We start from the raw sequence: 22499 nt of genomic DNA, 5'->3' as shown, positions 1-22499 counted from the left end.
CCACGCAAAGCAAAAGCGAAGACACGATGGAAGCTGAACTCAAGCGCGTCTACGAAGAACCCTCCCTCGAAGACGGCACCCGCATCTTAGTCGACAGACTCTGGCCGCGAGGTCTAAGCAAGGAGAAGGCTCGCGTCGACCTCTGGCTCAAAGAGATCGCCCCCAGTAACGAACTTCGAAGATGGTTCGATCACGACCCCGCAAAGTGGCCGGAGTTCAAAGCGCGGTACAAGAGGGAGCTCAAACATAACGCCAAGCAGCTAGCTCTCCTTAGACAAGCCACAGGTCGTGGTCGATCCACCCTGCTATACGGCGCCCGAGATACGGAACACAATGAGGCCGTCGTGCTTCAAGAGCTCTTGCGCCACGAAGGAACCATCCGAACCTGAACCGTCTCCGCTTATCTCGCTTATCATCGTTTCGAAAATTCTTATCTTCATAGCGTCCCCCATCGCAGTGGCGCACAATGCCTCTATGACGACCACGCCCCCCGCTGACACAGCCTCATTCAAAACCGGCCAAACCTGGAACACCGAGGCCTACGCCGCCAACGGCCGATTCGTCGCCACCCTCGCCTCCGAGGTCGTCGCTCTCCTCGCCCCGCAATCCGGCGAACAAATACTCGATCTCGGCTGCGGCGACGGCGCCCTCACCGAACAACTCGCAGCCACCGGCGCCATCCTCACCGGCGTCGACGCCTCAGCCACCATGCTCGAAGCCGCTCGCCAACGCAGCCTTCACAGCTCCGCCAAATTTGTTGTCGAACAACACAACGCCACCGCCCTCCCCTACCACGAGCAGTTTGACGCCGTCTTCTCCAACGCCGCCCTTCACTGGATCACAGGCATCTCCGGCCAGCAGGCCACGCTCGCCGGTGTTCACCGAGCCCTCCGCAGCAAAAATCCACAAGCCCGCTTCGTCGCCGAGATGGGCGGCCACGGCAACATCGCCGCCATTCGTACAGCACTCCAGGCCACCCTCGCCCCCTTCCACATAGACGCCGAAGCCACCGCCGCCAGCTTCTTCCCCTCGCCCGCGCTCTATCGCCGCCTGCTCGAATCCGCTGGCTTCACGATTCAATCCATCGAACTCATCCCTCGCCCCACGCCGCTGCCCAACGGCATGGAGTCATGGCTTAACACCTTCCGTAACGGAGTCCTCGACCGCCTCAATCCACACGATCGCGCCGCCGCACTCACTGACACCATCGCGCTGCTCGAGCCCATCCTCCGCGATGCCGACGGAAACTGGACAGCAGACTACGTTCGACTCCGCTTCCACGCCACCCTCCGCTAGGCCCAGAGCGAGTCCGGCATCTTACCTCAATCTCTTGCCGCTTCCGTGCCTCAGAGTCAATTAAAAGTGGATGAATCATCTCAATTAGACGAAACATCATACTTCTGCGTCTAATGAATTAACAAAACAATCAGGCCTATGAAAATAAAATCGAGTCAGTCTCTCTGCGTCGCCAATTTGTTCCTGTTACTGTATCTTTTCTGCGGAAACGCAAACGGACAGGACACATCGAATTCCACCTCGGACCCGACAGTCAAGCTCAAGACAGTGAGCGCCGACACAACTTCCTCCTCTTCGCTCAATAACTCGGACTTGCCCGACGCCCCCCAGGGACCAGTGTCAGGACCAGTGGCCTCCGAAGAAGGTCAGCAGACCAAGCGCATCCTCGGGATCTTTCCCAACTTTCGAGCGGTCAGTGCCAACGTCCACCTGCCCCCTCAGTCGGTCAAGGAGAAGTTCATCACCGCGACTCACGATAGCTTCGACTACTCTTCCCTCTTCATTCCCGCCTTTGTCGCGGGCATTAACCAGGCTACGAATTCCGTACCGGAATTTCACCAGGGCGCAGCCGGGTACGGCCGCTACTTCTGGCACACCTTCGTCGACCAGACCAGTGAAAACTACCTCGTCGAGTTCATTGTGCCCACTATCACCCGCGAAGACACGCGCTACTACACCCTCGGCAGCGGCGGTTTTATCAAGCGCGCCGAGTACTCCCTCAGCCGCGTCGTCATTACTCGAAACGATGCCGGGCATAATACCTTCAACATCAGCGAAATTGTGGGTGCTGGCGCCGCGGCCGGAATATCGAACTTCTACTATCCTCAGTCCCAGCGCACCTTCAGCAATACCGCAAGCAGATGGGGCACAAGCGTCGGTATCGATGCCGGGACCTTCCTCCTTCACGAGTTCTGGCCCGATATCAACCACAAGTTCTTCCACGGCAAACAGCCTAGCCAATAAAACCAACGGCCTGCCTCCACCGCGGCAGGCCGTCCTATCTTCTCAGACGCTAGCGAACATCCTCCGGCCCAAGATTCGCAAGGCACTGCTCCAGCACTCCATTCAAAGCCTCAATTGAACCTTCCGCCACCCCCCGCCACAACTTCCCTTCGATCACCTTCACCATCTTCTCCGCCGTCTGAAGCAGCTCTTCCCCCTCAGCAGTCAGTCGCGCCGCAAGAATCCGATCATTCTCCCGCCCTTTATTCCGTACGATCCACCCGCCTCTCTCAAGCCCCGTCAACATTGACTGAGCCGACTGCGGCGTCACATAGCACAACCGCGCCAACTGAGCGCCCGACACCCCTGGCTCCTCCCGAATCGTCTTCAGTATGTGTAACTGAGCTGTCGTCACGCCCTGGGGGCGCAGCGCCTCATCCATCTGGCTGCGGAAGTGGACCAGGATGCGCTTCATCATCTGCGCAGCTCGCCGCCTTTCAGCTTGTCTCTTCGTCCCGTTAGAATTTAAAGAAACCATATCAGTCTCCTGATATCATATCAGGAGACTGATATGGCAACAATGACCGCACCTTCGCCCGCGCTAGCCCGGCCTAAGCCCGTCGCCGCGGCCGCCGCGTGGAAGCCCCATCACAACCCCTGGGCCGTCGCGCTCACCGTCACACTCGCGACCTTCATGGAGGTCCTCGACACCTCCATCGCCAACGTCGCCCTGCCCCACATCGCCGGAACTCTCGGCGCCAGCTCCGAAGAAGCCACCTGGGTACTCACCAGCTATCTCGTCTCGAGCGCAATCGTCCTGCCCATCTCCGGCTGGCTCTCCAACCGCTTCGGACGCAAGCGCTTCTACATGGTCTGCGTCGCGCTCTTCACCATCTGCTCCTTCCTCTGCGGCATCGCAAACACGCTTCCCCTGCTCATCGTCGCGCGCATCCTTCAGGGCGCGGGCGGCGGAGGCCTCGCCCCAAGCGAACAAGCCATCCTCGCCGACACCTTCCCCGTAGAAAAGCGCGGCCAGGCCTTCGCGGTCTACGGCATGGCTGTTGTCGTCGCACCCGCCATCGGCCCCACCCTCGGCGGCTGGATCACCGACAACTTCAACTGGCACTGGATCTTCTTCATCAACATCCCCATCGGCCTCATCTCGCTCTTTCTCAGCAACCGCATGGTCGAAGACCCGCCGCACCTCAAGGAGCGCATGGAGCAGGCCAAGCATCTCAAGATCGACTTCCTCGGTCTCGGCCTCGTCGCACTCGGTGTAGGCTGCCTCGAGTTCACCCTCGACAAAGGCCAGGAAAAAGACTGGTTCGGCGACCCCATGATCCGCACCTTCGCCATCCTCGCCGCCGTCACCCTCATCTTCTTCACCTGGTGGGAGTGGCACCACCCCGACCCCATCGTCGACCTGAAGCTCCTCAAGAACCGCAACTTCGGAACTGCCGTCTTCCTCCAACTGATCCTCGGCATGGTCCTCTTCGGTTCGACAGTCCTCATCCCGCAGTACCTCCAGGGCCTCCTCGGCTACACCGCCGAGCGCGCCGGCATGGTCCTCTCCCCCGCAGGCTTCGTCATGATGCTCATGATGTTCGTTGCCGGCCGCACCCTGGGCAAATTCGATCCCCGCCTCATGGTCTGCCTCGGCTACCTCGTCACCGCCATCGGCATCTACAACCTCACACGCCTCGATCTCAACGCCGCCTTCGGCACCGTCACCCTCTGGCGCATGCTGCAGGTCATCGGCCTCGCCTTCATCTTCATCCCCATCAGCACACTCAACTACGTCGGAGTCCCTGCCAGTAAAACCAACCAGATCTCCAGCCTCTCCAACTTTGCCCGCAACCTAGGAGGCAGCGCCGGCACTGCGCTCCTCACCACCTATCTCGCGCGCAACTCCCAGGTTCAGCAGGTCGCGCTCTCCGCCAACGTCGTTCGCGGAAGCGTCCCTTACAACCTCTACATGGACCGCATGAAAGAGATGCTCATGTCGCAGGGCATGTCTGCCGCCAGCGCCTCGCAGATGGCCATCGGCCAGGCCTACCAGCAGATGCTCCGTCAGGCATCCATGCTCAGCTACAAAAACGCCTTCGCCATTCTCGCCTGCACCATCTTCCTGCTCACGCCGCTGCCCTTCATCATGCGTCTCCCCACCAAGGCCGCCAAACCCGACCCCGAAGCCATGGGCGGACACTAACGTCGTTCGATTAACCCACGCTGTCTAAAGCGGTGGACCTCAACAGCGGAAAAAAACGGGTGCCCCACATCTCCATTTTGAGATGTGGGTTTTTCCGCGACACTTATGCATCATCAGAAAAGCGCTAACGAGCCGCGTCCAGTTGCATCATCGTCTGCGCACGTTCAAACGCCACCGGGCTCACCGACACCGCGCCCTCAAACGGTCGCGCCAGATCCGCAATCGCCGACAGCGTCACCGCCACCACAAACGTCAGCGCCAGAACCTGACAATAGTGCAGCCATTTGTTGTCGTTCCCCAACAGGCACGAAGACCCCACCGTCGCTCCTCCGCCCGCCAGCAGCAGAATCCACAGCACCACAGGCAGCCTCACACGAAGTTGTTCCTCCCGCAGGCTGCGCCTCTCCGAAAGCTCGCTCAGCACCCGCGTCAGATGATCCACGCTATTCGCCGCACTGGCATCGTCCTTCACCGCCGCCAGCAGCTTCCACATATCCACCTCGATCAACTCTCCCGCGCGGCTCTCCTCCTGATGCTGCATCGCCGGCCACTCCTGGTTCACCACCGCGTCCGCATACTTCATCCCAAGAACCCGAAACGCCTCTCGCTCCGCAGCTGGCAAAGCCGACGCCACACGCGTAACGGTCAGCAGCGAACTGGCTTCCTGCGTCGCATTCACCTCCGCCGCGCGAAAATCCGACCACACCGTGTACAGCATGAAGCCCAGAATCACCCCATACGTCGTCCCCAGGATCCCCAGCTGCCATCCCGTCACATCATTGATCAGCTTGCGATTGGGAATGGGCCATACTCGGTTCAACAAAAGCACCATCACCACCGACACCAGCAGCGCCAACACAACCAGCAAGCTACTCTGCGCATAACTCAGCATAGGGTCCACCTGAACGGAAAGCTGCAACTGACAGATCAGACTACATCCCGCCTCCACATCACACCATTCCCAAAACGCCTTCCTGTCAACACGCCGAAACGGGCCCACACAATCCGGTGAGATCGCTAAAAACCCGTATGCGCTATCATTCTCCAACTCTTCCTTCAAAAACGAGGTCTAGCACTTGAACCATTCTCTTCGTTCGAAGCAATGGCTTGGCATTGATCGTGATCTGTGGCTCACCGGCGTTCTCGTCGTCGGCTCGATCTTGAGCGGCCTCATAACCGTCCTCCTCTACAAAGTCCCAAAGCCCGCCGCCGCCCTGATGTGGACCCTTGCCTGCCTCGCCGTCGGTTCGCTGCTTGGCTTCGTCTTCGGCATCCCCCGAGCCGCCACCGGCTCAGCAACCGACGCGCCGCAGTCCCACGCCGGCCTCTCTGCCAACACCAACATCGAGCAGATCTCCGACTGGCTCACCAAATTACTCGTCGGCGTCGGTCTGGTCGAACTCAAAGACCTGCCTCATGGACTCGGCACCGCATCCCATTTCGTCGCTGCTGGTATGGGCGACGACTCCCATCTGGTCCCATTCGCCGCCGCTCTGCTCGTCTTCTTCCTCGTCGAAGGCTTTCTCGGCGGATACCTCGTCACCCGCACCTTCTTCCAACGAGTCTTCGAGCGCTCCGACCTTGACCTGAACGACTCGGGCCAGAGGCTGTCCTAACCGTCACACGCGGTTCACACCCTTCGTCAATAATAGGAACCGCTCATTCACCCCGCTTCGAGCGCTCGTCGAAATGGCACGCCCATCGGACACCCACCTGAAAACATCTCAACAGAGGAGCAAAGAAAGACTAAAATTCTCGCAGTGACCAAACCGGCCTCAAACGCGGTCTATGTAGTTGTCGCAGTGGTGCTCATCCTCGCATCTTCAGCGAGCGCGACCCCGCTGCCCTCCGCGTCCACCCTGCTGGCCTGCACCGCCGCGCAGCTTTCGCTCTCCTTCGACGGCGAAGGTGGCAACTTCGACGGCATGTCGCAGTCCGGAACTCTGCTGGTCCTTCGCAACATCGGCGCGCAAACCTGCACCGTCCCCGGCCGCCCCACGCTCGCCTTCGAAGACGGCTCCAACACCAAACTCCCCATCTCCCTCGAAACCCCGCCCGGCATGCACCCCGGCCCGGTGATTCTGTCCGTCGCGATTCCTGCAAACGCCGAGGCCACAGGCGAACTTCACTGGGTCTCCGGTGAGGTCTTCGACAACAGCAAGTGCTTCACCCCTGCCTTCGTAGCCATAGCCTTAGGCACCGAGACCCTCCGCGCTCCCTTCACCGGCCATCTCTGCGCGCCCTCAGGACAAGACGCCAAGTATCGCTTCGCCTACCTCAAGCGCGATCCGGTCTACGTACGCTCGAAATCCTAGCCGTTCGATCCCTGGCACCCGCGCGCTTCAGATTCGCCGTATCTCCAACGGCCAACTTCACTTCCAACCGCGCCACCCATACCAGTTACACTAGTATTTGGGATTAAGTGCGCCCCGAAGGATACCGTTTTGCTCAACTCAGTCATTGCAAAAGTCTTTGGCACCAGTAACGAACGCGCCGTCAAGCGCATCCAGCCTACGGTTGCGCAGATCAACGCGCTCGAGCCGACCATTCAGGCGCTCTGCGACGAGGCTCTGCGCAACAAGACCGCCGAGTTCCGCCAGCGCATCGCCGCCGCCATCTCCCACATCGCTGATACCCCAGAGAACGCCGACGAGCGCAACGCCGCCGAAAAGGAGGCCCTCGACGCCATCCTGCCCGAAGCCTTCGCCGTAGTCCGCGAAGCCGGCATGCGCGCAGTCAGCATGCGCCACTTCGACGTCCAGCTCATCGGCGGCATCGTCCTCCACTCCGGCAAGATCGCCGAAATGAAAACAGGCGAAGGCAAAACCCTCGTCGCCACTCTCCCCTGCTACCTCAACGCGCTCGCAGGCCGAGGCGTCCACGTCGTCACCGTCAACGACTACCTCGCCAAACGCGACGCCGAATGGATGGGCAAGATCTACGGCTTCCTCGGCCTCACCGTCGGCGTCATCGTCCACGACCTCTCCGACGAGCAGCGACGCGACGCCTACGCCTCCGACATCACCTACGGCACCAACAACGAGTTCGGCTTCGACTACCTGCGCGACAACATGAAGTTCGAGCTCAAGGATCAGGTCCAGCGCGGTCACTACTACTGCATCGTCGACGAAGTCGACTCCATCCTCATCGACGAGGCCCGCACCCCCCTCATCATCTCCGGCCCCACCGACCAGACCACCGACAAGTACGCCCGCGTCAACATCATCATCCCCAAGCTCGAGCTCGGCGAACTCATCGAAACCGTCGAAACCAAAACCTGGTCCGGCGACTACGTCGTAGACGAAAAGACCCGCTCCATCACCGTCACCGACGAGGGCTGGGAGAAGATCGAAGGGTTGCTTGGAATTGGAAACATAGCTGACCCGGAAAATTGGGACCTCAAGCATCACGTCGAAGTCGCCATCAAGGCCCACTCCCTCTACAAGCGCGACGTCGAGTACGTCGTAAAAGACGGCGAAGTCATCATCGTCGACGAGTTCACCGGCCGTCTCATGCCCGGCCGCCGCTGGTCCGACGGACTCCATCAGGCTGTCGAAGCCAAGGAAGGCGTCGCCATCCGCAAGGAAGACCAGACGCTCGCCACCATCACCTTCCAGAACTACTTCCGCATGTACAAAAAACTCAGCGGCATGACCGGCACCGCCGAGACCGAAGCCGCCGAGTTCGACAAGATCTACAAGCTCGACATCGTCGTCACCCCCACCAACCGCACGATGCGCCGCATCGAAAACGCCGACGTCGTCTACCGTACCGCGCAGGAGAAATACTTCGCCGTAGCAGACGAGATCGCCCGCCTCCACGGAGAAAAGCAGCCCGTCCTGGTCGGCACCACCAGCATCGAAAAATCCGAGCTCCTCTCCGAGATCCTCAAGCGCAAAGGCGTTCGCCACGTCGTCCTCAACGCCAAGTTCCACGAGAAGGAAGCCGAGATCGTCGCCCAGGCCGGCCGCCTCGGCATGGTCACCATCGCCACCAACATGGCAGGCCGCGGCACTGACATCCTCCTCGGCGGCAACGCCGAGTTCATGGCCCGTCAAGATCTCGTCCGCAAGCAGCAGGCCCGCGCCGTCTCCGCAGCCGAAGGCATCATCAGCCCCGTCGCCGGTCCCGGCATGGTTCGCTTCTACTACACCGGCCAGGAGTTCGAAACCACGCAAGCCAACTGGGACGCCGCCACCGCAGCCCACGAGGGCGCAGCCAAAGCCGAACACGAATCCGTCATCAGCGCCGGCGGCCTCCACATCCTCGGCACCGAGCGTCACGAGTCCCGCCGCGTCGACAATCAACTCCGCGGACGCGCCGGCCGTCAGGGCGATCCCGGCTCCTCCCGCTTCTTCCTCTCCCTCGAAGACGACCTCATGCGCATCTTCGCCCGCGAGTGGGTCTCCACGCTCCTCCAGCGCCTCGGCATGGAAGAGGGTGTTCCCATCGAATCCGGCATGATCTCCCGCCGCATCGAAGCCGCACAGAAGGCCGTCGAAACTCAAAACTTCGAGTCCCGCAAACACGTCCTCGAGTACGACGACGTCATGAACAAGCAGCGCGAAGCCGTCTACGGCCTCCGTCGCCAACTCATGGAAGGCGTCGACCAGAAGCAGCTCATCACCGAGGACTACACCTCCACCATCCTCTCCAACATCCTCGACGAGAACGCCCCAGAAAAAGTCCACGCCGATGAGTGGAAGCTCGAACCTCTCTTCGCGCAGATCTACGACATCTTCGGCGCACACCTCGAAAAAGAGATCGACGCCACCACACTCAACCGCCACGAGCTAGGCGAAGCCATCTTCCAAAACCTCCGCGCACGCTACGACATCAAGGAGAATATCCTCGGCGCCGAAGCCATGCGCTACCACGAGCGCATCGTCATGCTCTCCGTCCTCGACGGCCTCTGGAAAGACCACCTCCTCGCCATGGACCACCTCAAAGAAGGCATCGGCCTCCGCGGCTACGCCCAGCAAGACCCGCTCGTCGCCTACAAGAAAGAGTCCTTCGAGATGTTCGAAGGCATGATGATGCGCTTCCAGGAAGACACCGCACGCCACCTCTTCCGCATGCAGATCATCGGCCCCGACGGCACACCCATCGAGTCCGCGGAGCAGCTCGCTCAAGCCCAGGCCCACGCGCAGGCTCTCGCGCAGGCCCAACAAGCCCAGCAGCTAGCCGCAGCCAACGCCCAAAATGCGCTCCCACCCTCCGGCCCGCCGCAACACACCAACGCCCCGGCCGCGCGTCAAAATCCACCAGCACCGCCATCCAATCGCGCACCCTCCACCACCATCGACGCACTCGAGCGTGAGTTCCAAAAGAAGAAGCAGCGCGAACTCGAGCAAGCCCGCTCAGTAAGCTCCTCCTCATCCGCCACCAACGGTTCAGGCCCGCGTCACGCTGGCGAAAAAGTAGGCCGCAACGACGAGTGCCCCTGCGGCTCCGGCAAGAAGTACAAAAAGTGTCACGGCGCCACCGCCTAGCCTGCAGCAGTTCCCGCCGCCGCGAACCAAGATGCGATGCATCGCAGAGACGTGCGTTTGAACCATCCCAACCATGCGTGTCGCTCTGTGCCGCAATCCCGAAGTGTTGGGGCGACGCTTATTGACGCCGCCCCTTGTCGGTCTGCTAGTAGACCCGGACAATCACCTTGCCAATCATGCCAAGATTGTCATGCAACGCGCATATGTAGTTGTACGTCCCCGCCTCCGTGAAGGTAATGCGAAAACGCGTATTGCCCGGAGGAGACTGAGCCACGCCAACCTGGTTTTGCGGCGATGCGACAATAAGGCCCGAATGCACGTTGTCCCCCTGCGAACTGATCGTGGCATGCAATACGCCATCCGCATCGAGAGTTATGGGCACATTGCCGGACGGAGGCCCGGGATTCGCCGGCTCCTTTCCGAAGGTGATCGTATGTGGCAAAGCCGGGTCTAAATTGGTCCACTCGATCGTGTCCCCCTTATGGACCTCAATGGTCCCCTTCAGAAAACGCACGACCGAAAGCGACTCAAATCCAGCGCCGGTCACCGTCATCTCTCCAATGCCGGCAGTCACGCTGTTCTTGTTTGAGAGCACGTGCGCGGAGAGCATGTCATCCATGTCCCTCTGCTTGTCTGTATCGGTGAGCAGACTCTTCCGTTGGTCCGCTGCCTGCGCGTCATAGAAGGCCTGGTCGTGCGGTAAAGTCGCCGACGCGTCAAGGACGTGTATGACTCCGGTCATGTGCGTGTGCACCAGGCAGATAAGGCTATAGTTGCCGGGTTTAGGAAAGCTCACGGTAAAGCTTTGCCCCTCCACTAGCGGGGGCGCACTCACGCACTTGGAGCCGTTAAAACTTGCCCCACTTGGCGAGAAACCCGGACAACCCACCGTGAAATCGTTATACGGCTGACCTGCGATGAAGAAGGAAACCGTATGAATATCGCCGCTGCCGGACGTCCAGGTGATGCTGTCGCCCTCGTGGATCCACAGCTCGTTGGGAAGAAAGGCGACTGCCTGCCTGCCCATATCCTTACTTTGACCGCCCAACAGCGCTTTCCAGCTTTGTTGGGCACAAGCGCTGCTTGGGATACAAACCACCAGCGCCGCCAGCGACGCCACCGACACAAACATCGAGTTTCTCGATCTCATGATCGCCTCTTGAAAAATATAGATTTTGGGGGAGCAGGCCCGGAGCCCGGCAGGAATTATAGGCCCTGTCCAACGTGTGTCAACTTCATCATTGGACGACGCACCGAGGGGATGCCAGCGCTGAAAGGGCGCTAGCTTGCAACTTTTAAGAACGAGGGAAGTTACGGAGCCTTACTTCTCCAGATCATCCAGCAAAAGCTTCGCCTTCGTGGCCAGCGTCTTCGCCCCCTCAGCATCGCCGGACTTCAGCGCATCCCGCGCATCCTTCCAGAAGTTCCTCACCTTGCTCACCTGCGCCTTCTGCTCTTCCGCCTTCTGCGCCGGCAGCGCATTCAGCCTCTTGTCGATCGAAGCAATCAAGTCCTCTGCCTCATGTTTCGTCTGCGGGTTCGTCTCTCCGCCAGCGGTCAAAGCACCAACCGCTGCATCCGGCGAGGGTGGTCCTGCAGCGGCGCTGGCCACCTGGGTCTCCGGTGGCGGTTCAGGTGGCGCGACAACCTTAGGCGTCTTCTTCTTCCGCTTCGGCTTCCCTGCCTCAGTCGAAACCGGCACCGGCGGCAGCTTCTCCGTCGGCGCCTCCACCATCGGCAGATCATCCGGCTCCGGAATCTCCTCAAGCGCCACTGGAGCCATCACCGGAGGCAAAGGCGCAAGCTGCTGCTTATGCCGGCATCCCGCCATCCCCATCGCCAAACCAAACCAGAGAGCCGTCCATGCGATCTTCTGCGTAATGTTGCTCGTACCCTTCAAACCCGTTCCCCTAGTTCTTTGTGAACTGCTCCTGCGGCCTTCCTGCTCTCGCCGCCAACTCCCGCCGCAGCCGGCAGCCGAAACGTAAAAGTCGTCCCTCGCTCGACCGAATCCGGGTCGGCATTGGATCGCACGTCCATCGCTCCGCCATGCAGCTGCAAAATCCTGTACGTCATCGCCAGCCCGATCCCGCTGCCCTTCGGTTTTGTCGTGAAGTACAGTTCGAAGATACGCGGTAATAGCTCCGGAGGTATACCCTCTCCTTCATCAATTACCTCAACCACTGCAAACTGGTGATCCCGCCGCATCCTCACCACCATCACCCCGCCCTCGGGCATAGCCTGCATACCGTTCAGCAACAGGTTCAGCAGCGCCTGCTGCATCAGCTGCGCATCCACCCTCACCATCAACGGATCCTTCGGAGCATCCACCACTACCCGCACCCGACTCTCCTGCATCTCGGCCGACGTCAGATCCATCACAACCGAGACTACGTGCCGCAGATCCTGCTCCTTCAGATGCAGCTCCATCGGTCGCGAAAAGTCCGCCAGCGTCTGCACCACTCTGTCCAGCCGCTGCATCTCGCCCGCCAGAATCTCCACGTGCCGTTGTGCCCCGCCAAACGCCTCGGCCCCGCCAGGCGCCAGCTTCCCACGCAGCAGCTCCAGGTGCAGCACCATCGCGTTGATCGGGTTCTTCACCTCGTGCCCCACCCCAGCCGTCAGCCTCCCAATCGCTGCCAGCCTCCTCGCGACCTCCAGCTCCTGCCCCAACTGCGCCACCGACTCCATATCCCGCAGCGTCAACAGCGTCGCCACACTCCCCACCCCGCTCAACCGATCGTCGATTCGGTCCAGCGAGAATTGCACCTGCCGTCCGTCCTCCAGCGTCACCGCCTGCGCACTCACCTGGCCCCCCTCGGCGAACGCCTCCAGCACCGCCTCTCCGAGGATGCTATCCGGAGCAAAGATCTCTTCCAGCCGCATCCCCACCAGCTTTTCGTGATCTTCATTCAGCGGAGCGCCAAGAAAATAAGCCACCGCATCCGACACCATCACCGCCCGCCGATCCGCCGTAAACAGCAGCACTCCATCGCGCAGCGTATCCAGCATCTGGTTCAGATTCGCCTGCAGCGCCGTATACCCGGCCTCCTGCGTACGCATCTGCTCTCCTAGGCGATCCAGCGTCTTCGTCACCCGAACCACCGCGTCGCTCCTGGTATTCCGACTCTCCAGCAACTTCTCCGGAATCGCTCCCCCTGCCAACGTCAAGCTCTCCAGCCGCGCGCTGATCGCCTCCAGCGGTCGCAACGCCACATTCGCCAGCAGCCCAGCCGACAGCATCGCCGCCAGCGCCGCCAGTGCCGCAAAGATCAGCGCATCCAGCAACCACGGCTCATACGAGTTCTTCAAAAACGTCGACCGCACCCCAACGTGCACCACCAGAAACGCAGCCCCGTTCCGCTGCAACGCCTGCGAGATATCCAGCACTCGCGGCTTGCCAAACACCACTCTCATCTGCCGCGGGATCGGCCCGTTCTGAACACTCGCCAGGCTGAACCGAAACACCGACGGCTGATCCACCGCGTCCGGATCCGTACTCAGCAGCGTCATTCCGTGGGCATCCGTCACACTCACGTCCTGCACCGTAGGCGAGTACCGCACGATCGTATTCATCACCTCGATCAGCGCCGTATGACTCCTCAGCGCATCCACCACCGCCGCATGCAGCGCCTCATCGCTTCGGTCCACCGGTGGATTCGCCCGCAGCCCCGTCTCGATTGCCTTCCGCATCTCCAGCCAGACCTCATGCACCAGCACATCGTTCGCCGCAGCCGTCTGCTCGATCCTCTGCCGCAGCAGTTCGCTTACGAACAGCGCCGAAAGCACCAGCACGATCGCAAACGTCAACCCCGTTGCCGCAAGCACCAGCTTCGTCTTCAGCCGCATCGTTACTCCGTCACAGCAGCAGCGTTCGAGTACTCCTTCAGCTTATTCTGCAGAGTCTTCGAACTGATCCCCAGAATCTCAGCGGCCTTGGTCTTGTTGTTATGGGTCGCCACCAGCGTTTTCAGAATCAGCTGCCTCTCTGCCTCGTCCACCGTCGTTCCCACCTCCACCCGCACTGAGTTCGACTCATCCAGACGCCGCTGGCCGTCCTCAAAGTGCGCCATCTGCGCAGCAGCAGCCTCCGCTACGCCAACCCGATTAGGCGGAGGAGCAAATCCCGGCTCTCCAAAGTGCGGCGGCAGATGTTCAATCCCCAGCATCCCCGACCCGGCCAGAATCACCGCCCGCTCAATCGTATTCCGCAGCTCCCGAACATTGCCCGGCCACTTGTAGCTCTCCAGCCGCGTCATCAGCGAATCCTTCAATCCCGCAACCGTGCAGTGATGCCGCTCGTTCATATCGTCGATCATCTTCTCCGCAATCGCCGACACATCCATCAAATGATCGCGCAGCGGAGGCATCTGGATATTAAAAACATTCAGTCGATAGTAAAGATCCCCACGCAGCTCCCCACTCGCCACAGCCTTCTCCGGATCTTTATTCGTCGCAGCCACCACCCGCACATCCACCGGCGTCTCAATCTTGCTGCCCAGCCTTCGCAGCTTTCTGTCCTCGAGCACACGCAGCAGCTTCGCCTGTGTCGCCATCGGCATCTCGCCAATTTCGTCGAGCAGTAGCGTACCCTCTTCCGCCAACTCAAAGCACCCCGCACGACGTTCCAGCGCCCCGGTAAACGCGCCCTTCTCGTGCCCAAAGATCTCACTCTCGATCAGCGTCTCCGGAATCGCCGCGCAGTTCACCGCCACAAATGGCTTCAGCCTTCGCGCACTCAGGTCATGAAGAGCCCGCGCTACCAGCTCTTTTCCCGTCCCACTCTCACCCGTCACCAGCACCGACACATTCGACGGAGCGATCCTCTCGATCATCGAAAAGATATCCACCATCTGCGGCGACGACCCAACCATCGGCCCCAGCACGCCCGTGTCCCTTAGCTGCCGACCCGTCGCCTCCAGTTCAGCATCCGCCTCCCGCTGCCGGCTCGCATTATGGAGAATCGTCTTCAGCCGATGCGGGTCCACCGGCTTCGGAATATAGTCGTACGCCCCCATCCGCATCGCATCGACGGCCGACTCAATCGACCCCTGCGCCGTCAGCATCACCACCGCAATCCTCTGCGGCAGCTCGCCAATCCTGCTCAACAGCTCCATCCCATCCATCCGTGGCATCTTCAGGTCGGTCACAATGATCGCGGGAGCCCACGACACCGCCTTCTCCAGACCCTCCATGCCATCCGCCGCGCACTCAGCCCTATAGCCCCAGCTCTCAATCAGCTCCGTCAGGCCACTCCGTGCATGAACCTCATCTTCAACAATCAGTACCTTCTCCAACACACTCTCCAAACCAAAACCAGTAGTCGAACCCAAGACAGTCTCCAAAGCAGCCACCGTCCGCAATTAAATTCGAGAGCTTATCAAACAGGATGCACCCTGCTCAATCACATCCTCAGCCCGGCACGCTTCGCGGAACCGACTCCATTAACTCAATCCTCGCCCAGGCCCCGTCTCGGGACCTGTGCCGTACGCCATCTCTAAGGATATCCTTGAAACCATGTTAGAGCCCGAAATTACCGTAGAAGCCTTCTCCGCCCTCCGCCAGCAGCCCAACTCCCCCCTCCTGTTAGACGTCCGCGAGCCCTGGGAGTACCAGACGGCCCACCTCCCCGACTCCACCCTCATCCCCATGGGCGAGATCCCCTCCCGCGCCCACACCGAACTCGACCCCGACGCCCCCATCGTCGTCCTCTGCCATCACGGAGCCCGTTCCCTCAGCGTTACTATGTGGTTGCGTAATCAAGGCTTCGAACACGTCCAGTCCCTGGCCGGCGGCATCGATTCCTGGTCCCGCACCATCGACCCAGCCATCCCCCGCTACTAACCCAAAACGTCCCTTTGCCGCTTCTCTCGCTGTCGCTCTGTCGTTCCGCTTTTTTGGTTGTCATTCCGCAGCGCCAGCGGAGGAATCTGCCGTTGCCCTTGCCGTTGCAGTTGCCGTTCTTCGTTGTCATCCCCGAAGGGGATCTGCTGTCGTCCCACCGCTGCAATCGCCCGTTTCCCACCCTCAACGCATCACACCCACAGGAGGCCTTGCTTGCATAAGATCCTTCCGTTGATCGTCCTTCTCTCAAGCTCGCTGCCCCTCGCAGCCCAGCAGAACCCGAGCCCCCTTCCCTCCAACTACCACACCGTCCTCACCAACGACGCCTTCAAAGTCATCAGTGTCCAGTACGGCCCGCATGAAAAGGTTCCCGTCCACGACCACCCCGCCACCCCAACCGTCTTTGTCTACCTCAACAACTCAGGCCCCGTAAACATCATCCACGACGGGACACCGCCCTCCACCGTCACCCGTCCCCCCACCCAGCTCGGAGCCTTCCGCTTCAACCGCGGCATCATCGAGCGCCATTCCATCGAAAACCTCAGCGACCTGCCCTCCCTCTTTCTCCGCGTCGAACTCCCCAACCTCACCCTGCCCGACACCACACCCGACTTCCGCGGCCCCGCCCCCACCGACCTCACCCACAACATCAGCGCCACCGAGTTCTCCTCCCCGCACGTCACAGTTCTCCGCGTCGTCTGCGTCAACCCCGCGCCCTGCAACGTCCCACCCACGGCAGCCCCATCTGTCCTGATCGCCTTCTCCTCCACAGCCCTCACCCACGACGGTCAAACCACGAAGATCGCGATAGGCACCGTCCTTCCCATAGCCCCCAGCCAATCCTTCCAGATCTCTCCGGTCGCATCCGAGCCCGCCCACATCCTGCTCATCTCAAGACACTGATCCACAAGACCCTGACCGGTCAAAAATCCCTGCTAACTCTGCGGCGGCACCTGCGGTTGCTCTTGATTCGGCTGCTCCGGCGAAGGATTTGTCCCCGGCTGCTCCGGCTGTTCGGGCTCAGCCTGCTGCTGCGGCGGCGGCACATTCGGATTATCCGAAATCCGCGGACCCTCCTGCCCCGGCACCGGCTGTTGCGTGATCGGAACCTGCGGCGCCTCCTGAATCCTCGGCTCCGCCTGCTGGTCCTGCTGAATCTTCAAGCTCCGCTGCACCACCCCATTCAGCTCCTGCTGTTGCCTCTGCGAAGCCGCCTGCTGCCGTTGCAAAAGACTCGCATCCCTCTGTCTTTGCGCCTCGGCCAACGCCTCCGGGTCAACCACCGGCCTGGGAGCCTGCACCACAGGTGGCGCCATTCGCCGTACTGCGTGATGCGCTCTCTGATCCGCAACCACTGGCACCGGCGGCGGATCATCAGGAAAATCCGGCTGTGCAGCGCGGGGCACCGTGCGAACCACAGGCTGCACCACCACCGGAGCCTGCTTCTTCTTACATCCCTGCCCCACGATCAACGCCAACCCCACCGCCGCCAACCCCGCGCCCTTCGCCAATCGTGCCAGCATCCCGTACCTCGTCCCCATTGGATGCAGGCTTACCACACGCCGCACCTCGAATCTCCCCGCAGAATACTCGAAAAGCAGTCGCCCGTGCCTTACGCCGTTGCACTTGAGGTTCAACTGCAGACCTGCGACAAATCGCACAGGGTCCTCACTTAGGCATCATGATAAGCTTTGTGAAAATCCGGCGAAACATACTTGCTCAACTAACTTCTTTTTGCTCCTCGGGTCCAAACTAAAAGTGGCCGTCCCATCGCCAGGTAAATGAGGTAAACCGAATGCTAGGAAGCGTCAAGTCCTTCCTAAAGAACGTCCCGGTTCTTGGTCAGGGTCTCCTTCAACTCCGCAGAGCGCGGTTCAGGAGCTCGGTCGACTACTGGGATCAGCGCTATCGCAAGGGCGGCGATTCAGGCGCAGGCAGCTACAACCGGCTGGCCGAGTTCAAAGCCAACTTCCTCAACACATTCGTCGAGCAGCACCGCATCTCCTCCGTCATCGAGCACGGCTCCGGCGACGGTGCCCAACTCAAACTCGCCCGCTATCCCAGCTACACCGGCGTCGACATCTCCCCCAAAGCCGTTGAGATATGTCGCACTCTCTTCGCCAGCGATCCCACCAAACGCTTCTTCGAAGCCAGTCTCCTTCCCGCAGGCACCGTGGCCGATCTGGCGCTGTCCCTCGACGTGATCTACCACGTCGTCGAGGACCACGTCTTTGACGCCTACATGCAAAAACTCTTCGCCTCCGCCAGCCGCTTCGTCATCGTCTACTCCAGCAACATGGAGCGGGACTGGCCCTACAAGCACGTCCACCATCGAAAGTTCACCGAATGGGTGGCCCGAAACCAACCGCGGTGGTCTCTCCTGTCCAAAACCCCCAACGCCTATCCCTACGACCCGGCCAATCCCGAAGAAACCTCCTTCGCCGACTTTTACGTCTTCGCCGCCACCAGCTAGAGCAAAGTAGTCGTTGGCCTGGAGTCTGCCGTGCCCTTCTGTTTGTCATTCCCGAAGGGAATCTGCTGTTGCCTTCCTCACACCAACAGCAAATCCGCTACAAGCGCGCCATCGCAATCAGCAAACCCACCACAACCTCCGCGAATCCGATCAGCGCGGCCGGAGCGGATCTCATGACACGAAAATAAATCTCAAAACCGTGTCACTTTTTTCGCCACCAGAAACAACACCATCAACCAACCACCAACTCACCACAATCCACCACAATCCCACCATCAAAAAGCCACGTTCAAAAACACCTTTTTCGCAAAACCCCCAGCAAAAACGCCCCACAGCCACAAGATTAAAAAATCTCCCGGCAATCCAAAAATTATTTGAAGACAAACCTCACTTCGCCCGGGGATGCGTCTCGTCATACACCTTCTGCACCTGACCCACCGTCAGCTGCGTGTACCTCTGCGTCGTCGAAAGTCGCTCATGCCCCAGCATCTCCTGAATCGCACGCAGATCCGCACCCTCCTCCAGCATGTGCGTCCCAAACGCATGCCGCAGTGTATGCGGATGAACATCCGCCGCCAGCCCCCGGCTCAACGCAATCGCCTTCACAATCCGCCCCACACTCCGCGTCGTCAGCCGGCAATCCCCACGCATTCGCAGATTCAGCACCAACGGCCCATCATGCACCAGTGCGCCCTTGCCTGCCGCCCCCAGCTTCGCCTCCCGCAGCGGCAGATACGCTCGAAGCGCCACGGCAGCTTCATCTCCCAGCGGCACCAGCCGCTCCTTTCGTCCCTTGCCACGCACCAGCACCGCATCGTCGCGCCACTTCACGCTGCCCATATTCAAACCCACCAGCTCCGAGTTGCGAATCCCGCACCCATACAACATCTCGAAGATCACGCGATCCCGCTCCGGCCACGCCGAAGCATCTCCCTCATCCGAATCTCCACCACCATCCGGGTGCCCCATCCTTCGCGCACCTTGCGAAGGGTGGGAGACGACACCTCCCAACCCGCCAGCCCTCTTCTCGGTCGAACCATCCAGCGAATTCAAAACCCGATTCACCTCTTCCATACTAGGCACCCGCGGCAGATGCTTCGGCAGCTTCGGCGTGCTCACCAGCAGCGCCGGATTCTGCGCCACCTTCCCTTCCTTCGCCAGCCACTTGAACCAGCTCCTCACCGCCGCCAGCGCCCGCGCCGCACTAGCCTTCGTCAGCCCTCGCTCGTACAACGCTCCCAGGTAAGCGCGAATATGCAGATGCTCCACCGCTCCCACCTTCGAACCCTTGCCCAACGTCTCGTTGAGATAAGCCGCAAAGCTCCTCACCTCGCGTGCATAAGCCCGCACGGTATGCTCCGACGCGCCGCGCTCATTCGCGAGCATCGCCAGAAACCCTTCGGCCAATCCTTCGATCTCGTCAGCCTTATCCCGCATTTGCCTCTGCCTTAGCTCTCGTCTTTGCCGCCGCCTGCGTCTTTTGCGCTGCCTGAGCCTTCGTTTCTGCCGCTGCCTGAGCCTTCGCTTTTGCCGCTGCCTTAGCCTTTGTTTTTGCCGTCATCCTGAACGTAGTGAAGGATCCCGAAGCCCCTCACCCGCCCCGACAATCCGAACCTTCAGCCCAACCCTTCAAACCACCCGCCTCTTCCCTCGCGGATGATGCTCCCGGTGCACCTTCTTCAAATGCCCCAGCGCCACATGCGTATAAACCTGGGTCGTAGCAATATCGGCATGCCCCAGCAAAGTCTGCACACTTCTAAGATCCGCACCATGCTCCACCATGTGCGTCGCGCAGCTATGCCGCAGCATATGCGGGCTGGCCTTACTCCCCGTCCCCGAAACCGACCGCACCATCTCCCAGACCCACTGCCGCGTCAGCCCATGCCCACGCACACTCAGAAACAGTGCCCTCTGCACCGCATGGCTTCCCCGCTCCAACCCACCCTTCACGAGGCCCGGCCTGCCCAAGGCCAGATACCTCTCCAAAGCCTCCACCGCCGACCGCCCCAGCGGCACAATCCTCTCCTTATCGCCCTTGCCCCTCACCTGCGCCCTCGCCTGGTCCAGATGCAGATCCTCCACCCGCAGAGCACAGATCTCCCCCACCCGCAGCCCCCCGGCGTACAGCAACTCCAGGATCGCGTGATCCCGCAGCGCCAGCCCATCTGCATCGGCGCTTCGAGCGGCAACACCTGTCCTTTCCAGCATCTCGGCCACCTCGCCCTCGGCCAGCGACTTAGGCAGCACCTTCCAACTCGCAGGAGTCTCCACGTTCACCGTAGGATCATGGGCAATCCGTTTATCCATCAGCAGCCAGCGATAGAACCCGCGCAGACAACTCAGCTTCCGCGCAATCGACCGCGACTCCACCCCGTGCCCCCGCAGCCTCTCCATAAACTCGCTCACATCCGCCTGGGTCGCTCCCACCAGCAACCCATTCCGCCCTTCGACATGCTCAGCAAACTGCTCAAGATCCCGCTGATAAGCCTCACAGCTGGCTGGTCTCAGACCCTTCTCGACTCGTAGATACGCCAGAAACTCCTTTACCGTCCGCGCGTTCCCGCCGGCCTGACCAATCTCGTGCATAGAAGTCGATTATCCCGCTCCCCAATCCTCCGTGCCTGCCGACTCACGACCCGAACCAACCTGGCCACTCACCAAGTCCGCCACTTGCCAGAAGGCGTCCTGCCGGACGGGCCCACTGCGCGTGGAGCGGTCACTTCGTGACGCGTATACCCTGTTTCGGCGAGACTAGCTGCTTCAGGTCCTCCCGTTGGTCGGAGTCAACTTCTCCTCCGACCAACGGTAGGACCTGAGCGAAGCAGTAAAAAGGCGTGCGAACGCCCGCCCCACGCGCAGTGGGCCCGTCCGGCAGGACAGACTTCTCTCAAAAGTCTCTTCCCATAAATCATCTTTCCTCCCATCGCGGCATGGGGTATCTTCCATTCAAATGCGCTCGACCACTCTCAGGCTCACTCTCCTCGCTCTCTGCCTTTCCGTCCCCACCCTCCACCTCTCCGCACAGTCCTTCACACTGCCGCCCGTCACCTTCACCGGCGCTCCCACCTTCTCGCAGGCAGACCTCCTCAAAGTCAGCGGCCTGCACCCCGGAGCAACCGCCACCCAGGCAGACGTTCAAGCCGCCGCCCAGCACCTCAGCGACACCGGTCTCTTCTCCGACATCCGCTTCGAGTCCAACGCAACCGGCCTGGTCTACGATCTCAAGCCGATGCCGCCCGAAAACCTCCTCCCCGCCTCCTTTACCAACTTCGTCTGGTGGTCTCCCGCCGAACTCACCGCCGCGCTCAAGGCCCGAGTCCCTCTCTACACCGGCCTCGTCCCCACCGCCGGCAACCTCCAGGACACCATCTATTCCGCCCTCAAAGCCATGGTCGCCGAAAAGGGCGTCACCGCCAACATCGTGGCAATCGCCGTCAGCTCACAACCCGGTGCCACCCCATCCTCCATCGGCTTCGCCATCGACTCCCCCCAGGTTCGCGTCCATACCCTCACCCTGGTGCACGCCTCTCCCGCCATGCGGCCGAAGCTCGACACCGTAATCAAAGACCAGACCAATCAACCCTTCGACACCAACACCACCCATACCTCCATCACCACCGCACTCACCTCGGCCTACCACAACCAGGGCTACCTCGACATGGCCGTGCTCAAACTCACTGAGGCCCCGCCTCAAGTTACCCCGAGTGGTATCGATCTCGACCTCACCGCCACACTCAGCGAAGGCCAGCCCTACCAGCTCTTTCAGCTCACCTGGCCAGGCTCCGACATCATCAGCACCGCCGACTTCAACAAACAAACCAAAATGAAGCCCGGCGACATGGCCTCCGAAGCAGCCCTTCGCCAAAGCCTCTCCATCATCGCCGGCGCCTACTTCGCCAAAGGCTTTCAGGACGCCAAAGTCAAGGCCCCCGCCACCTTCGACCACCTCAGCCACCACGTCTCCTACACCATCACCGTCGACCCTGGCCCGCAGTACCACATCCACAGCGTCAAAGCCCTCGGCCTCTCCGACGAGCAGCAGAAACAGTTCGACTCCGCCTGGCACATGAACCCCGGCGACTTCTACGACGCCACCTACCTCACCGAGTTCCTCCACAAAAACAGCGCCCTCCAGTCCCTCGCCGGCTACTCCGCCACCTACAAAGCCACCTCCGACCCCGACACTCACCTCGTCGACCTCACCATCACCTTCGCCAAGGGCGGCGTCCTGAACTAAGGGGTG

Annotated in this window: 21 protein-coding genes; 11 read left to right on the top strand and 10 right to left on the bottom strand. The window is 60.8% G+C overall.

All coding sequences use genetic code 11. The features are described from left to right. Positions 1–26: 26 nt before the first annotated feature. From HDF12_RS08760 to HDF12_RS08750, 3 genes are all read left to right on the top strand, one after another. Positions 27–389, top strand: a complete 363-nt coding sequence (locus tag HDF12_RS08760; RefSeq protein WP_179582145.1) for a DUF488 domain-containing protein — start codon at positions 27–29, stop codon at positions 387–389. Between the two features lie 85 nt (positions 390–474). Further along, positions 475–1296 (top strand): class I SAM-dependent methyltransferase, encoded by an 822-nt coding sequence (locus HDF12_RS08755; protein WP_179582143.1) that lies wholly within the window; start codon positions 475–477, stop codon positions 1294–1296. 348 nt (positions 1297–1644) lie between these two features. Next, positions 1645–2259, top strand: coding sequence for a hypothetical protein (locus tag HDF12_RS08750; protein ID WP_373563878.1), 615 nt, complete (start codon positions 1645–1647; stop codon positions 2257–2259). A 49-nt stretch (positions 2260–2308) separates the two neighbouring features. On the opposite strand, the gene HDF12_RS08745 is transcribed toward HDF12_RS08750, so the two are convergent. After that, positions 2309–2776, bottom strand: a complete 468-nt coding sequence (locus HDF12_RS08745) for a MarR family winged helix-turn-helix transcriptional regulator (RefSeq protein WP_179582140.1) — start codon at positions 2774–2776, stop codon at positions 2309–2311. A gap of 42 nt (positions 2777–2818) precedes the next feature. Here HDF12_RS08745 and HDF12_RS08740 point away from each other — a divergent pair, with 42 nt between their 5' ends. Further along, positions 2819–4447 carry a DHA2 family efflux MFS transporter permease subunit gene (locus HDF12_RS08740; protein ID WP_257025606.1) on the top strand — a complete coding sequence of 543 codons (1629 nt, stop codon included), beginning with the start codon at positions 2819–2821 and terminating at the stop codon, positions 4445–4447. Positions 4448–4571: 124 nt separating this feature from the next. Here the strand turns inward: HDF12_RS08740 and HDF12_RS08735 are convergent, their stop codons facing one another. Beyond that, positions 4572–5339 (bottom strand): bestrophin-like domain, encoded by a 768-nt coding sequence (locus HDF12_RS08735; RefSeq protein WP_179582138.1) that lies wholly within the window; start codon positions 5337–5339, stop codon positions 4572–4574. Positions 5340–5523: 184 nt separating this feature from the next. Between HDF12_RS08735 and HDF12_RS08730 the strand changes: the two genes are divergently transcribed. The 3 genes from HDF12_RS08730 (at position 5524) to secA (ending at position 9939) form a co-directional block, all read left to right on the top strand. Next, positions 5524–6063 carry a hypothetical protein gene (locus HDF12_RS08730; protein WP_179582137.1) on the top strand — a complete coding sequence of 180 codons (540 nt, stop codon included), beginning with the start codon at positions 5524–5526 and terminating at the stop codon, positions 6061–6063. A 144-nt stretch (positions 6064–6207) separates the two neighbouring features. Continuing rightward, entirely contained in the window at positions 6208–6762 is a 555-nt protein-coding gene (locus HDF12_RS08725) for a DUF4232 domain-containing protein (protein WP_179582136.1), read from the top strand. A gap of 129 nt (positions 6763–6891) precedes the next feature. Then, positions 6892–9939: a preprotein translocase subunit SecA gene (gene secA, locus HDF12_RS08720; RefSeq protein ID WP_179582134.1), complete on the top strand. Its 3048-nt coding sequence runs from the start codon at positions 6892–6894 to the stop codon at positions 9937–9939. 145 nt (positions 9940–10084) lie between these two features. Here secA and HDF12_RS08715 read toward each other — a convergent pair whose 3' ends face one another. The 4 genes from HDF12_RS08715 to HDF12_RS08700 form a co-directional block, all read right to left on the bottom strand. Further along, positions 10085–11089, bottom strand: a complete 1005-nt coding sequence (locus HDF12_RS08715) for a plastocyanin/azurin family copper-binding protein (RefSeq protein WP_179582132.1) — start codon at positions 11087–11089, stop codon at positions 10085–10087. Positions 11090–11260: 171 nt separating this feature from the next. Beyond that, entirely contained in the window at positions 11261–11839 is a 579-nt protein-coding gene (locus HDF12_RS08710; RefSeq protein WP_179582130.1) for a hypothetical protein, read from the bottom strand. Next, complete coding sequence (locus HDF12_RS08705; protein ID WP_179582128.1) at positions 11836–13788, bottom strand: sensor histidine kinase; 1953 nt, start codon at positions 13786–13788, stop codon at positions 11836–11838. Before HDF12_RS08705 ends, HDF12_RS08710 begins: the two co-directional genes overlap by 4 nt. Before the next feature lie 2 nt (positions 13789–13790). Further along, complete coding sequence (locus HDF12_RS08700) at positions 13791–15272, bottom strand: sigma-54-dependent transcriptional regulator (RefSeq protein ID WP_246373504.1); 1482 nt, start codon at positions 15270–15272, stop codon at positions 13791–13793. A gap of 184 nt (positions 15273–15456) precedes the next feature. Between HDF12_RS08700 and HDF12_RS08695 the strand changes: the two genes are divergently transcribed. Next, positions 15457–15783 carry a rhodanese-like domain-containing protein gene (locus HDF12_RS08695; protein ID WP_179582127.1) on the top strand — a complete coding sequence of 109 codons (327 nt, stop codon included), beginning with the start codon at positions 15457–15459 and terminating at the stop codon, positions 15781–15783. Between the two features lie 213 nt (positions 15784–15996). After that, positions 15997–16686 carry a hypothetical protein gene (locus tag HDF12_RS08690; protein ID WP_179582125.1) on the top strand — a complete coding sequence of 230 codons (690 nt, stop codon included), beginning with the start codon at positions 15997–15999 and terminating at the stop codon, positions 16684–16686. Between the two features lie 32 nt (positions 16687–16718). Here the strand turns inward: HDF12_RS08690 and HDF12_RS08685 are convergent, their stop codons facing one another. Next, entirely contained in the window at positions 16719–17306 is a 588-nt protein-coding gene (locus HDF12_RS08685; protein ID WP_179582123.1) for a hypothetical protein, read from the bottom strand. Positions 17307–17578: 272 nt separating this feature from the next. Here HDF12_RS08685 and HDF12_RS08680 point away from each other — a divergent pair, with 272 nt between their 5' ends. Next, positions 17579–18256 (top strand): class I SAM-dependent methyltransferase, encoded by a 678-nt coding sequence (locus HDF12_RS08680; protein ID WP_179582121.1) that lies wholly within the window; start codon positions 17579–17581, stop codon positions 18254–18256. Between the two features lie 171 nt (positions 18257–18427). Here the strand turns inward: HDF12_RS08680 and HDF12_RS08675 are convergent, their stop codons facing one another. From HDF12_RS08675 to HDF12_RS08665, 3 genes are all read right to left on the bottom strand, one after another. Then, a complete protein-coding gene (locus tag HDF12_RS08675; protein WP_179582119.1) occupies positions 18428–18640 on the bottom strand; it encodes a hypothetical protein in 213 nt (70 codons plus the stop codon). 3 nt (positions 18641–18643) lie between these two features. Further along, positions 18644–19693: a tyrosine-type recombinase/integrase gene (locus HDF12_RS08670; RefSeq protein ID WP_179582118.1), complete on the bottom strand. Its 1050-nt coding sequence runs from the start codon at positions 19691–19693 to the stop codon at positions 18644–18646. Positions 19694–19885: 192 nt separating this feature from the next. Further along, positions 19886–20842 (bottom strand): site-specific tyrosine recombinase, encoded by a 957-nt coding sequence (locus HDF12_RS08665; RefSeq protein ID WP_179582117.1) that lies wholly within the window; start codon positions 20840–20842, stop codon positions 19886–19888. Between the two features lie 364 nt (positions 20843–21206). On the opposite strand from HDF12_RS08665, the gene HDF12_RS08660 reads away from it, so the two are divergent. Next, a complete protein-coding gene (locus HDF12_RS08660; protein ID WP_179582116.1) occupies positions 21207–22493 on the top strand; it encodes a POTRA domain-containing protein in 1287 nt (428 codons plus the stop codon). Positions 22494–22499: the final 6 nt, after the last annotated feature.

It is taken from the genome of Tunturiibacter gelidiferens (assembly GCF_013410115.1).
Lineage (GTDB): Bacteria > Acidobacteriota > Terriglobia > Terriglobales > Acidobacteriaceae > Edaphobacter > Edaphobacter gelidiferens.
This window is presented reverse-complemented; position numbering and strand designations above follow the sequence as displayed.